Below are 14,749 nucleotides of genomic sequence, written 5' to 3' on the forward strand. Positions count from 1 at the left end.
ATCGTCTGGTGTTGAGCGACGCGGCGTGGGAGCGGATGGCGCCGCTGATCATCGGTCGGCCCGACCAGAAGGGCTCAACCGGCCGCGACAACCGCATGTTCGTCGAGGGCGTGCTGTGGATCGTGCGAACGGGTTCGTCCTGGCGCGACCTGCCCGACGTCTTCGGCGAGTGGAACAGCGTGTTTCGCCGGTTCAGCCGCTGGAGCGACAAAGGCGTGTGGCGGCGCATCTTCGAAGCGATGTCGGACGATCCTGACTTCGAATATCTGATCATCGACAGCACCATCATCCGCGCCCACCAGCACGCCGCCGGCGCCCCAAAGGGGGGTCTGAAGATCAGGCCCTTGGCCGCTCCCGCGGCGGCCTGAGCACCAAGATCCACCTGGCCGTCCGAGGCCTGGGCGTCCCTGTTCGATTCGCCTTGACCGGCGGGCAACGCGGCGATTGCCCGCAGGCCTACGCTCTGATCGAGGGCCTTCCCGCGGATGTCGTCATGGCCGATGCCGCCTACGACGCCGACCCGCTGCGCGAGGCGATCGCGGACAAAGGCGCCATCGCCGTCATCCCGAACAACCCGTCGCGTGCCCGCAAATACCCGCTCGACAAGCACCGCTACGCCCAGCGCCATCTGGTCGAATGCTGCTTCTCCAAGCTTAAGCAGTTCCGCCGTGTCGCCACTCGCTACGAGAAAACCGCGAGGAACTACCTCAGCGTCGTCACTCTCGCCGCTACCATCCTGTGGCTACGATAACTGTCCACACGACCTAGAGCCTTCTTCGTTCGCAAGGGCTCACTTCGACGTCTCTAGCTCTTTGTCTTTTCGAGCATCTTTACCCTCAGACGATTCCGTCTGATCGGATGATGCTCTAGCTCCCTCCACCGCGCGCCCGGTTCAGCCGCTTTTCTTGACGTTCCAGAAGACGGGCAGCGGCCCGCGGACGAAGTCGGTCATGCCGCGGCGATAGGCGGCCGGCTGCCAGTACTGGCCGAGCGGATAGAAGGGCACGTCGCGGAAGGCCATTTGCTGCATCTGCGCGGCGATGGCTTGGCGCGTCGGCTGGTCGGGCGCGTCCATCCAGGAATCGCGCGCCGTCTCCATCTCCGGCAGTTCGGGCCAGCCGAAGGCGCCGCTGGTGCCCAGGCCGCGCATATAGGCATGGGCGGTCGGCGTCGTGCAGTCGACGGCGGCGATGTTGGTGCACAGCGCGCTCCATCCGCCTTGCTCGGTCGGGCCGCGATTGGTCCGTCGCTGGACCACCGTGCCCCAGTCGGTCGACACCACCTCGGCATTGAGGCCGAGCTGGCGGAACATGTCACCCACCACATGGCTCACGGCGTCGAGAGAGACGTTATCGGTCGGCGCGAGGAAGACGAGCTTCTCGCCCCGGTAGCCGCTGGCCGCGATGGCCTGCTTCGCCGCATCGATGCTGCGCGGCGCGGTCAGGTTCTCCATCCCCGCATCGGAGGCCATGGGCGTGCCCGGCGTGAAGAAGCCCACGCCGTCGCGCCAGCGGTCGCGGTCGTCGCCGGCGATCACCTGCATGCAGTCGGTCTGGTTGATGGCGGGCCACAGCGCGCGGCGGAAGGCGGGATTGTTGAAAGGCGCCTGGGTGTGGTTCACGCGCATCAGCGTGATCTGCCCGAAGAGCTCGATCTGCTGTACCGCGACCTGGCGCTGGCGGCGCAGCAGGGGCAGCAGGTCGACCGAGGGCGTCTCCACCCAATCGACCTCACCCGACTGCAGGGCCGCCGCGGCCGTCGCGGGGTCGGGCATGATGCGCCATTCGACGCGGTCGAAATGCGCCCGCTTGCCGCCGGCCAGCATGTCGGGCGCCTCATCGCGCGGGACATAGCCCTCGAAGCGCGCATAGGTGATGCCCGCGCCCGGGTTGAAGGCGTCGGCCACGAAGCGGAAGGGGCCGGAGCCGACCACCTCGCGCAGCTGGGTGAAGCCGTCGGTCCGCGCCAGGCGCTCGGGCATGATGAAGGCGCCGTTCACGCGAGAGAGCGCTTCGAGCAGTTGCGGGAAGGGGCGCTTCAGGCGGATGGACAGGCGCAGGTCGTCCAGCGCCGTCATCTCCTCGATCGCGGCGGCAAGGCTCTGGCCGAAGCTGTCGCGCGAAGCCCAGCGGCGCAGGGAGGCTACGCAGTCGCGCGCCAGCACCTTCTCGCCGTCGTGGAAGCGCAGGCCATCGCGCAGCGTGATGGTCCAGGTCAGCCGGTCGTCGGAGAGGGCGTGGCCAGCCGCCATCTGCGGCTTGGGCTGCAGGTCGGCCCCGAAGCCGTAGAGCGTGTCGAAGACAAGGTAGCCGTGGTTGCGGGTGATATAGGCCGTCGTCCACACCGGATCGAGCACGGTGAGGTTGGCGTGGGGCACGAAGCGCAGGACGCGGCCGGCGGGTTGGGCCAGAGCGGGCGCCGGCATGAGCGGGGCGGCAAGCGCCGCGCCCGAGGCGCGGAACAGGTTGCGGCGGTTCAGGGTCATCTTGGTCCTCAACTTCACTTCGCTTCGGCGAATGGGTTTTCGACGCGCGGCCAATAGGGATGGCGGCGGCGCGTATAGGGCAGGTTGGCGAGGTCGGAATCCACGGTCCCGGGCGAGGTTGCGTAGAGGACCTGGCCCGCGATCGGCGCGAAGCCCGCGTAGAAGTGCTGCGAGGACTTCACCACCACGCCACGGAGCTCCCCGAGGCGCAGGCCCAGCCCCTCGAAGGCGTCCGGATGGAAGACCTGCTGGCGATTGCTGTTGAGCAGCAGGTGAAGCCCCTCGGCCTCCAGCCAGACGGAGGCGCCCATGGCCGAGCGCGAGCCGGAGAGGCCGGTCTGCTCATGATCCGCGCGGATCGCCCGGATCGTGACGTCGAGATCCACCGGCAGGCCGCCATTGCGGCTGATCTTGCCGCCGATGCGCAGGGGCAGCGTCGCCCCCACGCCCGCCTCCTCGCAGATCGAGACCGCGATGGGATCCCAGAAGGCGCCGAGCGCGATGTCGCGCAGCCCGCGATCGACGCAGCGGCGCAGGAAATGCGTGGCGTCCGACGGCGCGCCGCCGCCGGCATTGTCGGGGGAATCGGCGACGATGACCGGCTTGCCCGCCGGCGCGGCGAGGATCGCGTCCAGCGCCGCGTCCACCGTCAGGCGGCGGGGCGCGGTCTCGTGGCGCAGGTCCCAGATCTTGCGGGCGAAGCGCTCGGCCGCGGCCTCGGCGATGGCCGCGTCGCCATCGGCGACGGCGACCATCTTGGCGCCGACATCCGCGATATCCGCCCAGGCGAAGCCGTGGCCGAAGGAGAGGGAGAGAAGGCCGTCGCGCCCCTCGGCGGCGATCATCTCGTCGACGAGGCTGCGCACCGGCTCCACCGGCGTCCGCCACGACGAGCTCATGCGCAGGTCGCGGAAGACCATGCGGGGCTGGATCTCGCGGCGCGCGGTGCGCAGCGCAAGGCCGAAGAGGTCGCGCGCCCGGTCCGCGATATCGGTGTGCGGATACTCCTTGTAGAGGACGACGAGGTCGGCCGCGTCGCGGATCGCGTCGGTCAGATGGCAATGCAGGTCGAGCTCGGTGCCGATGACGACATCGGGGCCGACGACGGCGCGCACGCGCGTCAGCAGGTCGCCCTCGCAATCCTCGTAGCCGTCGGCGACCATGGCGCCGTGCATGTTCAGCAGCACGATGTCGGGCCGGGGCGCGGCGCGCAGATCCTCCAGGATGAGGTCGCGCAGCTCCTCATAGACGGCGCGCACAGTCAGGCCCGCCGGCTGGGCGGCGGCGCTCAGGCTTTCGGTGATCTCGAGGCCTCCGGCCTCGGCCAGGGTGCGCCATTCGCGCATCGCCACATTGCCCCAGCCGGCCGGCTGCAGGCTGGCCTCCTGGCGGAAGAAGCGGTTGCCGAAGAAGGCGGCACGCCCGGTGGGGATCGGGGAGAAGGTATTGGTCTCGGTCGAGAGACCCGCCATGAACAGCCGCATCGTTTCCATCCCCTGGCCCTTCATGCGGGGCCGGGCAGGGGCTTTGCGCTCCCGCCATCGCGTCTTCAGTATAAGGACTGGGCGTCGCGGGCAACGCCCCGCGCGGGAGTTTCGGTGGCGGACGGCACCCTTGCGTCCTATGCTGGAAGGGACACCTATGCTGCCGTAGCGAAGGAGCGTGGATGATGAGCGACACCAGCGACGGCGTGACACTTTCCGGCTCGATCCGGGAGAAGCTAGTCGCCAGCAAGGAGAAATGGGCCCGCGAGGGCCGCCTCCTGACCGGCGAGACCAGCTCCCCCCAGGAGGAGCGCCTGCCGCCGGGACAGCGCCTCGTCACCGATTTCCCCGTGCTCGACCTCGGCGTGCAGCCGGAGGTGAAGCTGGATCGTTGGCGCCTGCGCATCGAGGGCCTCGTGGAGGAGCGCCAGGCGCTGGACTGGGACAGCTTCAACGCCCTGCCGCAGCAGGAGCGGAAGAACGACATCCACTGCGTCACCGCCTGGTCGCGCTACGACAACATCTGGCAGGGCGTGTCCGCGCGCGACCTGCTGATGCTGGCGCGGCCCAAGCCCGAAGCGCGCTTCGTCGTCTTCCACTCCTATGACGGCTACACGACCAATGTGCCGCTGGAGGTCTTCGCAGCCGAGGAGGTGCTGGTCGCGCATTCCTGGAACGGCGTGCCGCTGGAGCGCGTGCATGGCGGCCCGGCCCGCATCGTCATCCCGCGCTATTACTTCTGGAAGAGCGCGAAATGGGTGACTCGGATCGAGTTGCGCGCCGACGACCAGCCCGGCTTCTGGGAGGTCCGCGGCTACCACAATGCCGGCGATCCCTGGCTGGAGGAGCGTTATGGTTGACCGGCGTACGCTGCTGGCGGGCCTCGCGATGAGCGGTCCCGCGATATCACCCGCCGGGGCCCAGGGCAGCGATGCCTTCGGCTTTTCTTTCCAAGCCATCGAAGGCGGACCGCTGCCTTTGGCGCAGTTTCGCGGACGCGTGATGCTGGTGGCCAATACCGCGAGCTTTTGCGGCTATACGCCGCAATATGCCGCGCTTCAGCGCCTGCACGACCGCTACGAGGCGCGAGGACTGACGGTGATCGGCGTGCCCTCCAACGACTTCGAACAGGAGAGCACGGATGAGGGCAAGATCCGTGAATTCTGCGACGGCATGTTCGGCATCGCCTTTCCGATGACGGGGCTGAACCATGTGAAGGGCGCGCAAGCGCATCCCTTCTTCGCCTGGGCCGCGCGCGAGGCCGGGCCGGTCAGCTGGAATTTTCATAAATACCTGGTCGGCCGGGATGGCCGGCATATTCAGGGCTTCTCGACACGCACGGAGCCGGATGCGCCCGAGGTGATCCGCGCCGTGGAGGCCGCGCTGGCCCTTTGAGGATGCCAAGCGCCTCCGCTAGGCTTTCCCTCGCCTGAATGGCGGGAGGACAACAAAATGAAGAAATGGATTGCCGCGGCCCTGCTGGCCGCGATGCCGGCCCTCGCGCAGGAGCCGCTCGCCATTCGCGACATCGGCAGCCTGCATGTCGGCGGGCGGGTGGCCACGCTGGAAGGGCTCGAGACGCGCGAGATCGTCTTCAGCCCCGGCGCGCCGCCCATGCGCATGAACCCCAACGGGCAGTTCCAGGTCGAGCAGATGTACGCGCAATATGTGCGGCTGCAGAACCCGCGCGCCCGCTTCCCGCTGCTGCTGTGGCATGGCGGCGGCCTCACCGGCGCGACCTATGAGACGACGCCCGATGGCCGCCCCGGCTGGCAGATGTTCTTCCTGCGCCAGGGCCACGACGTCTATGTCTCGGATGCGATGGAGCGCGGCCGCAGCGGCTGGGCGCGCTTCCCCGAAATCCTGCGCGGCGAGCCCATCTTCCGCACCATGGGCGAGGGCTGGGGCCTCTTCCGCATCGGCGAGCAGGCCGGCTGGAACGCCGAGCCCGCGCAGCGCCGCGCCTTCGACAACACGCGCTTCCCCGTCGCCGCCTGGGACCAGTTCATGCGGCAGGGCGTGCCGCGCTGGGCGACGACGGACCCGCAGATCCAGGCGGCCTATGACGCCTATGTCCAGACGGTCTGCCCCTGCGTGATCGTGGTGCACAGCCAGGGCGGCAACTTCGCCTTCAACGCCGCGCTCAACGCGCCGGACAAGATCCGCGGGATCGTCGCCATCGAGCCTTCCGGCGCTCCGCCGGCCAGCGCCGAGGCCGCGCGGGTGAGGGGCATCCCCCACCTCGTCGTCTGGGGCGACCACATCGCCGGGAACGCCTTCTGGAGCGGCGTGCGGACCAACATCACCCGCTGGCAGGACCAGATCCGCACGGCCGGGGGCACGGCGGATACGCTGGACCTTCCGGCCGCGGGCATCGCGGGCTCGTCGCACATGATGATGATGGACACGAACAGCGACGAGATCGCGGCGCGCATCCAGGCCTGGATGGCGCAACACGGCCTCATGCGCTGAGCCCTCAGTCGATCTTCGCGCCGGATTCCCGCACCAGATCGGCCCAGAACGCCACCTGCCGGTCGGTGAAGGCCTCCAGCTCCGCGTCGCTCATCGGCGGCGCGGGGGTGAAGCCGGTGGCGGCGAGGCGCTCGGCCATGCCGGGCTGGGCCGCGCCCTCGCGATAGGCCTGGCGCAGCCGCGCCAGCACCTCCGGCGGGGCGGCGCGCTGGACGGAGAGGCCGATGAAGACGTCCGTCTCCGCGAAGCCCGGCATGCCGATCTTCGCGAGGTTCGGCACCTCCGCAAAGCCGGCGACGGGCTGCATTCCCGTCGCCGCCAGGATCTTCAGCCGGCCGTCGCGCGCCAGCGGCACCACGGCCGGCAAGGCGGAAAATCCCCATTCCGTGTCGCCCGCCAGCAGGCCGGCCAGCCCCTCGGAGGGGCCGCGATAGGGGATGTGCTGCGCCTCGCCGCCCGCCGCGCGGATCAGCTGCACGCCCGAGAGATGCTGCGAGGTGCCGTTGCCGGTGGACCAGTAGCGCGTCGGCCGGTCGCGCCGGCGCAGGGCCGCGATCAGCTGCTCCAGGTCGCGGATCGGGCCGTCGGCCCGCACCACCAGGGCGTTCGGCGCCGTCACGGCCACGGCGACGGGGGCGAGCTCGCGATGGGGGTCGTAGCCGAGATTGGCATAGAGCGCGCGGTTGATCGGCACCGTGCTGGTGCCTGAGACGACGAGTGTATGCCCGTCCGGCCGCGCCCGCAGCGCCATTCCCACGGCGATGGTCCCGCCGGCGCCGCCGCGATTGTCGATGATCGCCGTCTGGCCCAGCGCCTGCGCGGTGGCGGGGGCCACGAGCCGCGCCAGGATGTCGGTGCCCGAGCCCGCCGAGAAGGGCACCAGGAAGGTCAGCGGCCGTTGCGGAAATCCGGTCTGCGCGCGCGCCAGGACGGGCACGGCGGCCAACCCCAAGGCGAGGTGGCGTCGAAGCATGCGTTTGTCTCCCGAAGTCTTTTGTCTGTTCTGCCGGACAGGCTGGCGGGCGGCAGGGGGGTGGTCAATCCATTCCCGAGGGCCGCGATCTGCCCTATCCCCAAGGGCATGACCGACACCGCAGCGCGCGCCGGGGCCGCCAGGGCCCTGATCTCCCAACCCGGCTGCGTGCTGCTGCCGAGCTGCTGGGATGCGGGGCTGGCGCGGCTCTTCACCGCCATGGGCTTCCCGGGGATCGAGACCACCAGCGCGGGCCTGGCCTATAGCTTCGGCCGTCCGGACGGGCTGAACGGGGTGACGCGCGCGGAAACCCTCGCCAATGCCCGGCTGATCCTGGAGGCCACGCATCTGCCGGTCTTCGCCGATCTGGAGAACGGCTTCGGCGAAACGCCGGCCGAGGTGGGCGAGACCGTCCGCCTCGCGATCGAGGCCGGCCTCTCCGGCGGCTCCATCGAGGACAGCACGGGCCTCGCGGCGCCGCCGCTCTATCCGCTGGAGGCCGCGGTGGCGCGCATCGCCGCCGCCGTCGCGGCCGCGCGGGGCCAGTTCCACGTCACCGCCCGCTGCGAGGGGCTGCAGCGCCAATGCCTCGATCTCGCCGGGGTGATCGACCGGTTGCGCGCCTATGCCGCCGCGGGGGCCGATGCCGTCTATGCCCCCGGTCTCTCCCGCATCGAGGATGTGGCCGAGCTCTGCGCCGCCGTGCCCGCCCCCGTCACGGTCCTGACCGGCGGGGCCGGCGCCTTCTCCATGGCGGAACTGGCGGCGGCCGGCGTGCGCCGGGCCAGCCTGGGCTCGGCCATGCCCCGCGCGGCTTTGGCCGGGGTGATGGAGGCGGCGCGCGAGATGCAGCAATGGGGCACCTGCGGCTTCGTGGACCGCATCCCGGCCTTTTCCGTCACCCAGGGGCTGATGGCCGGGCGGGGCCTGCCGTGATCCTGATCGGCATCGGCGCGAACCTCCCCGGCGCCGACGGCTCCGGCCCGCGGGAGACCTGCCGGGCGGCGGCGGCGGCGCTGGACGCGCTGCCGGGGTTGCGCCTGAAGGCGCTCTCGCGCTGGTGGGAGAGCGCGCCCATCCCGCCCATGCCGGGCGCGCCCTGGTTCGTGAATGGGGTCGCGCGCCTCGAAGGAAGGGCCGATCCGGCCGGGCTCCTGGCCGCGCTGCATGCCATCGAGGCCGCGCATCACCGCGCGCGTCCCTATCCCAACGCGCCCCGCACGCTCGACCTCGATCTGCTGGATTGCGACGGCCTCGTGCGGGAGGGGCCCGCGCCCATCCTGCCCCATCCGCGCATGGCCGCGCGGGCCTTCGTGCTGCTGCCCCTGGCCGAGGTCGCTCCGACTTGGCATCATCCGGTCACGGGGGAGGGGATCGGTGCGCTGATCGCAACCCTCCCCCTCCAGGATCTCCGCCCGCTCATGTCCTGAGCGGCTTGCGGAGTCACGCCGCAACGCTTATCTGAAGTGTTCGCCGCGGTGCAGCCAGTCTGCGCCCGACCCCCTTTGCCCGAGGTATTCCATGGCGCGCGTCACCGTCGAAGACTGCATTGTCCAGGTTCCCAACCGTTTCGAGCTCGTTCTGCTCGCGGCCCAGCGCGCCCGTAACATCAGCCGGGGCGAGACCCTGACGATCGATCGCGACAACGACAAGAATCCCGTCGTCGCGCTCCGCGAGATCGCCGACCAGACCGTCGAGTTGCCGGCCCTGGAGCAGGACCTCATCAAGTCCCTCAGCCGCGCGCCGGAACCGGAGCCTGTGGAGGACGAGGTCATGGACCTCATCGACACGAACGAGAACATCTTCGGCGTCATGGACGTCAACGAGGAACTTCCCGCCGAGATGGGCGGCGAAGAATTCTCGCCCGACGACCTCGAGGCCCAGCTGGCCGCCGAACTCGGCGGCCAGTCGGACTGAGGGCGCCCGCTTGATCCCGCGCGCCACCCCGGACGAGCCGGCGGTTGCGCGCGCGCCTGAAGGTCTGTCGACGGGCGTGGCCCCGGTGCCAGGCCTGGATGTGGTCCTGGAATTCTGCTCCAGGATCACCGAGGCCGATCCCCGCCTCGACGCCGACCTGATCCTGCGCGCCGGGCGCTTCGCCGCCGAGGCGCATGCCTCGCAGAAGCGCCAGAACGGCGAGCCCTATATCATCCACCCCGTCGCTGTCGCCGAGATCCTGGCGGGCTACCGGCTGGACACGGCCACCATCGCGACCGCGCTGCTGCACGACGTCGTCGAGGACACCGAATACAAGCTCCCCGAGATCGAGCGCCGCTTCGGTGCCGAGATCGCGCGCCTGGTGGACGGCGTCACCAAGCTCTCCCGCATCGAGGTGCAGTCCGAGCGCACCAAGCAGGCGGAGAACCTCCGCAAGCTGCTGCTGGCGCTCAGCGAGGACCTGCGCGTCCTGCTCGTGAAGCTGGCCGACCGGCTGCACAACATGCGCACCATCGGCTTCGTGACGAAGCCCGAGAGCCGGCACCGCACGGCGCGCGAGACGCTCGACATCTACGCCCCGCTCGCCGAGCGCATCGGCATCGAGGGGATGAAGATCGAGCTGGAGACGCTCGGCTTCCGCGAGCTGCACGCCGATGCCTGGGCGACCATCGCCCAGCGCCTGACCTATCTGCGCGGGCGCTCGGCCGACATCATCCCCGACATCGAGGTGGAGCTGCGCGAGGCGCTGGAGCTCAACGGCGTCCCCGTCGAGGAAGTGCAGGGGCGCGAGAAGTCGCCCTATTCCATCTGGCGCAAGATGCAGGCGAAGAACGTCGCCTTCGAGGGCCTCTCGGACGTGATGGCCTTCCGCATCATCGTGCCCGAGCGCGCGCATTGCTACCTCGCGCTGGGCGCCATCCACGATGCCTTCAAGGTGATCGCGGGGCGCTTCAAGGACTATATCTCCACGCCCAAGACCAACGGCTACCAGTCGCTGCACACGGGCGTGCTGCTGCCGGGCCGGCGCGACGAGGCGAAGATCGAGGTGCAGATCCGCACGCGCGAGATGCACCACATCGCCGAGTTCGGCCTGGCCGCGCACTGGATCTACAAGCAGGGCGGCGAGGCGGCGCCCGCGCGAAGCTTCCCTTGGGTGCGCGCCCTCATCGACATCCTGGAGAACGAGCCCGAAGCCAACAGCGCGATGGAGAGCACGAAGCTCCAGCTCCATCGCGACCTCGTCTTCTGCTTCTCGCCCAAGGGCGACCTGATCGAGCTGCCGCGCGACGCCACGCCGGTCGACTTCGCCTATCACGTCCACAGCCAGGTCGGCGACGCCTGCGTGGGCGCCAAGGTGAACGGGCGCATCGTGCGGCTGCACGACAAGCTCGAGAACGGCGACCAGGTCGAGATCATCACCGCCAAGGGCGGGCAGCCCAATCCGGCCTGGCTGAAATTCGTGAAGTCGGGCAAGGCGCAGGCCCGCATCCGCCGCTTCGCCCAGGCCGAGGAGAAGCAGAAGCAGCGCGACGAGGGCCGCACGGCCATCGTGAAGGCCTTCCGCGCCAATGGCCTGGATTTCCAGGAAAAGCTTCTGGAACCCGCGGTGAAGACGCTGCGCCAGTCGGGCGTGGAGGAGATGTATCACGCCGTCGCGACCGGCAGCATCTCCGCGCGCGACGTGGTGCATGCCGCCTTCCCCGAGCTACGCGCGCCGCAGCGCGCCTCCGAGCCGATGGCGCTGGTCGCCGGCCGCGCGCGGCTGGGCCGCGGCTCCGGGCTCAAGCAGACCGCCGTTCCGGCCGTGCCCATCACGGGCGTGGTGGCGGGAATGCAGCTGCACTTCGCCCAGTGCTGCCACCCGATCCCGGGCGACCTGATCGTGGGCATCGTCACCACGGGCAAGGGCGTCACCGTCCACACCCAGGACTGCCACATGCTGGAGAATTTCGCGGCCACGCCCGAACGGTTCCTGGACGTGGACTGGGAGCAGGGCGCGCTCGGCCCCGCGACGCATGTCGTGCGCCTGCATGTCGCGGCGGTGGACGGGCAGGGGCTGCTTCCGGGCGTCGCCAATGCGATCAGCAAGCAGAAGGCCGTGCTGACCAATCTGCGCTTCGGCCGCCGCGAGGATGACGAGTGCGACCTCAACCTCGACGTCGAGGTGCGCGACACCCGCCACCTCGCCGAGCTCATGGGCACGCTGCGGGCCTGCGAGGGCGTGATGCGCGTGGACCGGGCGCGCAGTTGAAGCTGCGCCCAAGGCTGTGAAGAAACCCTCATGATTCTCGGGATCGGCAACGACGTCTGCGACATCCGCCGCATCGAGGCGGTGCTGGCGCGCCATGGCGAGCGCTTCCTCCAGCGCGTCTTCACCCCCGTCGAGCGCGCCAAGGCCGAGAAGCGCACGGAGAAGATCCGCCCCGGCACCTATGCCAAGCGCTTCGCCGCCAAGGAGGCCGCCAGCAAGGCGCTGGGCACGGGTTTCCGGGCCGGCGTCTTCATGCAGGACCTGGGCGTGGTCAACCTGCCCTCGGGCCAGCCGACCCTGAGGCTGACGGGCGGCGCCGCGGCGCGGCTGGCCGCCATGACGCCGCCCGGCCATCGCGCCGAGATCGCGCTGACCATGACGGACGAATATCCTTACGCGAGCGCCATCGTGATCATCTCGGCCGTGCCCATCCCCCCCTCTCTTCCTTGACACCCGAGGGCCCCCGGGTTCAATCCCGGCCCTCAAACGCGCGGTCCCCCCTACCCATGGCAAAATCCACGACCCTGGCGGTCAAGAAGAAGTCGGGCGGCTGGCTCGAGAGCGTGAAGACGGTCGTCTATGCCGCGCTGATCGCCATCGGCATCCGCACCGTGGCCTTCGAGCCCTTCAACATCCCCTCGGGCTCGATGATCCCGACGCTGCTGGTGGGCGACTACCTCTTCGTCTCGAAGTATTCCTACGGCTATTCGCGGCACTCGATGCCCTTCAGCCCGAACCTCTTCGAGGGACGGATCTTCGGCGCCATGCCGCAGCGCGGCGACGTCGCGGTCTTCAAGCTGCCGCGCGACACCACGCAGGACTACATCAAGCGCATCGTTGGCCTGCCGGGCGACATCATCCAGGTCCGCCGCGGCATCCTGCACATCAACGGCCAGCCGGTGCGGCTGGAGAGCCTCGGGCCCTTCGTGGCCGAGGGCGACGGCCCGCGCATGACGGTCCAGCTGCTGCGCGAATTCCTTCCCGGCGGGCGCTCGCACCTCATCATCGAGCAGTCCAATGACGGCCCGCTCGACAACACGCCGGAATTCCGCGTGCCCGACGGCCATGTCTTCGCCATGGGCGACAACCGCGACAACAGCCTCGACAGCCGCGTGGCCAGCGCGGTGGGCTTCATCCCGGTCGAGAATCTGGTGGGCCGGGCGGAATTCATCTTCTTCTCGGTGGATGGCAGCGCGCGCTGGTGGGAGGTCTGGGGCTGGCCCTTCGCCATCCGCTATTCCCGCCTGCTCTCCGCGGTGCGATGACCGACGTTCTTCAGGAGCGCCTCGGCCACCGCTTCCGCAAGCCGGCTTTGCTCGAACAGGCGCTGACGCACCGTTCGGCGGCCGATCCGCGCCGGCGCATGCTGGATTCCAACGAGCGCCTGGAATTCCTGGGCGACCGGGTGCTGGGCCTGTGCATCGCCGAATGGCTGGCGGAGCGCTTTCCGCAGGAGCGTGAGGGCGATCTGGGCAAGCGTCTGGCGACGCTGTGCTCGCAGGATGTGATCGCGCCCATTGCCGAGAAGATCGGCCTGGCCCAGGCGCTGCGCGTTCCGCCCTCCGAGGGGCGGACGGGGCTGCGCGCGCGGGCGACCGTGCTGGCGGATGCGCTGGAGGCGGTGCTCGGCGCCATTTATCTGGATGCCGGGCTGGAAGTGGCGCAGAAGGTGGTGCGGCGCGAATGGGCCGCGGCGATCGAGGTCGATGCCAAGCCGCCCGTCAGCGCCAAGAACCGGCTACAGGAGTGGACCCTGGGGCGTGGCCTCGGCCTTCCGGATTATCAGCATCAATCGGTCACGGGGCCTTCGCACGCCCCCGTCTTCGTGGTGACGGTGCTCGCCGCCGGGCGCACGGCCGAGGGCATTGGCGAGAACAAGCGTGCGGCGGAACAAGCGGCGGCCGAGTTGTGGCTCGCAGGAATCAAAGAATGAGTGACGAACCCAAGGATACGACGCCTGAGGAGGTGAGCCCCGAGCTGAGCCCTGAGGTGAGCGTGGCGCCGCAGGCCCCCGCCTCCATTCCGATGGACAAGCAGCGTTGCGGCTTCGTGGCCATTCTGGGCGCGCCCAATGCCGGTAAGTCCACGCTGGTGAACGCCATGGCGGGCACCAAGGTCACCATCGTCTCGCCCAAGCCGCAGACCACGCGCTTCCGCGTGCGCGCCGTGCTGATCGAGAAGGAAGCGCAGATCGTCCTGGTGGACACGCCCGGCATCTTCTCGCCCCGCCGCCGGCTGGACCGCGCCATGGTCTCGGCCGCCTGGGGCGGAGCCAAGGACGCCGATTTCTCGCTGCTGGTCGTCGACGTGAAGAGCGGCTTGACCGAGGCGGTCCGCACCATCATCGAGCGCCTGGTCGAGCAGAAGCGCACCGTCTGGCTGGCGTTGAACAAGGTCGACCTGCTGCCGCGCGAGATCCTGCTGCCGCTGGCCGCCAAGCTGCACGAACTGCTGCCCTTCGCCGAGACCTTCATGATCTCGGCCGAGAAGAACAAGGGCCTGGACCGGCTGCGCGAGAAGCTGGCCGAGGCCATGCAGCCCGGCCCCTGGATGTTCCCCGAGGACGAGCTCTCCGACCTGCCTAGCCGCATGCTGGCGGCCGAGGTCGTGCGCGAGCAGATCCTCCGCCAGACGCATGAGGAAGTGCCGCACTACGCCTCGGTCGAGACCGAGACCTGGACGGAGCGCCCCGATGGCAGCGCGCGGGTGGACTGCACCATCTACATCGCGCGCGCCACGCAGAAGGCCATCCTGATCGGCGAGGGTGGGGCGCGCATCAAGGAGATCGGCCGCCGGGCGCGGCTGGAGCTGACGGCGCTGCTGGAACGGCCCATCCACCTCTTCCTCAACGTGAAGGAGCGGCCGGGCTGGGACGAGGAGCGCGGCCGCATCCGCGCGCTGGGCCTCGAGGACGAGGGGTGAGGCGCTGGCCGGCCTGGGTCACGGCTTGGGTCGTGACTGCCGGGCTGGCCGCGATCCTGGGCCTCGCCATGGCCCTCACGCCGGTGACCTGCAACATTCTCGGCAATTGTCCCTGGACGAGCGGACTCGGGCTGTTTCTCCTGGGATCGCCCGTGGTGGCGATCTGCCTGCTGGCCGCGCTGACGCTGAGCCTGCGGGCCCTGTGGCGGAGACGGCGGCCATGA

15 protein-coding genes and 1 pseudogene are annotated in these 14,749 nt (G+C 69.6%); 13 read left to right on the forward strand and 3 right to left on the reverse strand.

Features of this window, described 5'->3' with window-relative positions; genetic code table 11:
- The first annotated feature begins 35 nt into the window (after nt 1-35).
- Nucleotides 36-751, forward strand: a pseudogene (locus ACO057_RS10080) (IS5 family transposase).
- A 141-nt stretch (nt 752-892) separates the two neighbouring features.
- On the opposite strand, the gene ACO057_RS10085 reads toward ACO057_RS10080, so the two are convergent.
- Both ACO057_RS10085 and ACO057_RS10090 read right to left on the reverse strand, forming a co-directional pair.
- Nucleotides 893-2,479, reverse strand: a complete 1,587-nt coding sequence (locus ACO057_RS10085; protein ID WP_421991301.1) for an ABC transporter substrate-binding protein — start codon at nt 2,477-2,479, stop codon at nt 893-895.
- A 20-nt stretch (nt 2,480-2,499) separates the two neighbouring features.
- Nucleotides 2,500-3,993, reverse strand: coding sequence for a M81 family metallopeptidase (locus ACO057_RS10090; RefSeq protein WP_421991223.1), 1,494 nt, complete (start codon nt 3,991-3,993; stop codon nt 2,500-2,502).
- Between the two features lie 161 nt (nt 3,994-4,154).
- Between ACO057_RS10090 and ACO057_RS10095 the strand changes: the two genes are divergently transcribed.
- From ACO057_RS10095 to ACO057_RS10105, 3 genes are read left to right on the forward strand one after another with little or no spacing between them, the layout of a single operon-like run.
- A complete protein-coding gene (locus ACO057_RS10095; RefSeq protein ID WP_421991225.1) occupies nt 4,155-4,829 on the forward strand; it encodes a sulfite oxidase-like oxidoreductase in 675 nt (224 codons plus the stop codon).
- Nucleotides 4,822-5,364, forward strand: coding sequence for a glutathione peroxidase (locus tag ACO057_RS10100; RefSeq protein ID WP_421991227.1), 543 nt, complete (start codon nt 4,822-4,824; stop codon nt 5,362-5,364). The genes ACO057_RS10095 and ACO057_RS10100 overlap by 8 nt, the downstream gene beginning before the upstream one ends.
- A gap of 57 nt (nt 5,365-5,421) precedes the next feature.
- Nucleotides 5,422-6,441: an esterase gene (locus ACO057_RS10105; RefSeq protein ID WP_421991231.1), complete on the forward strand. Its 1,020-nt coding sequence runs from the start codon at nt 5,422-5,424 to the stop codon at nt 6,439-6,441.
- A 4-nt stretch (nt 6,442-6,445) separates the two neighbouring features.
- On the opposite strand, the gene ACO057_RS10110 is transcribed toward ACO057_RS10105, so the two are convergent.
- A complete protein-coding gene (locus ACO057_RS10110; RefSeq protein WP_421991233.1) occupies nt 6,446-7,414 on the reverse strand; it encodes a Bug family tripartite tricarboxylate transporter substrate binding protein in 969 nt (322 codons plus the stop codon).
- 108 nt (nt 7,415-7,522) lie between these two features.
- Here ACO057_RS10110 and ACO057_RS10115 point away from each other — a divergent pair, with 108 nt between their 5' ends.
- The 9 genes from ACO057_RS10115 (at nt 7,523) to ACO057_RS10155 (ending at nt 14,749) form a co-directional block, all read left to right on the forward strand.
- Entirely contained in the window at nt 7,523-8,350 is an 828-nt protein-coding gene (locus tag ACO057_RS10115; protein WP_421991235.1) for an isocitrate lyase/PEP mutase family protein, read from the forward strand.
- The gene (folK, locus tag ACO057_RS10120; RefSeq protein ID WP_421991237.1) at nt 8,347-8,844 is read left to right on the forward strand and encodes a 2-amino-4-hydroxy-6-hydroxymethyldihydropteridine diphosphokinase; all 498 of its coding nucleotides are present in this window, start codon (nt 8,347-8,349) and stop codon (nt 8,842-8,844) included. Before ACO057_RS10115 ends, folK begins: the two co-directional genes overlap by 4 nt.
- Nucleotides 8,845-8,935: 91 nt before the next feature.
- Nucleotides 8,936-9,331: a DNA-directed RNA polymerase subunit omega gene (gene rpoZ / locus ACO057_RS10125; protein WP_421991239.1), complete on the forward strand. Its 396-nt coding sequence runs from the start codon at nt 8,936-8,938 to the stop codon at nt 9,329-9,331.
- A gap of 10 nt (nt 9,332-9,341) precedes the next feature.
- Nucleotides 9,342-11,603 carry a RelA/SpoT family protein gene (locus ACO057_RS10130; RefSeq protein ID WP_421991241.1) on the forward strand — a complete coding sequence of 754 codons (2,262 nt, stop codon included), beginning with the start codon at nt 9,342-9,344 and terminating at the stop codon, nt 11,601-11,603.
- 30 nt (nt 11,604-11,633) lie between these two features.
- Entirely contained in the window at nt 11,634-12,053 is a 420-nt protein-coding gene (gene acpS, locus ACO057_RS10135) for a holo-ACP synthase (RefSeq protein ID WP_421991243.1), read from the forward strand.
- A gap of 56 nt (nt 12,054-12,109) precedes the next feature.
- Nucleotides 12,110-12,868 carry a signal peptidase I gene (lepB, locus tag ACO057_RS10140; RefSeq protein WP_421991245.1) on the forward strand — a complete coding sequence of 253 codons (759 nt, stop codon included), beginning with the start codon at nt 12,110-12,112 and terminating at the stop codon, nt 12,866-12,868.
- The gene (gene rnc, locus ACO057_RS10145; RefSeq protein WP_421991247.1) at nt 12,865-13,536 is read left to right on the forward strand and encodes a ribonuclease III; all 672 of its coding nucleotides are present in this window, start codon (nt 12,865-12,867) and stop codon (nt 13,534-13,536) included. The genes lepB and rnc overlap by 4 nt, the downstream gene beginning before the upstream one ends.
- Nucleotides 13,537-13,628: 92 nt before the next feature.
- A complete protein-coding gene (era, locus tag ACO057_RS10150) occupies nt 13,629-14,525 on the forward strand; it encodes a GTPase Era (RefSeq protein ID WP_421991303.1) in 897 nt (298 codons plus the stop codon).
- A complete protein-coding gene (locus tag ACO057_RS10155; RefSeq protein ID WP_421991249.1) occupies nt 14,522-14,749 on the forward strand; it encodes a hypothetical protein in 228 nt (75 codons plus the stop codon). Before era ends, ACO057_RS10155 begins: the two co-directional genes overlap by 4 nt.

This window comes from Roseococcus sp., assembly GCF_965227005.1.
GTDB lineage: Bacteria > Pseudomonadota > Alphaproteobacteria > Acetobacterales > Acetobacteraceae > Roseococcus.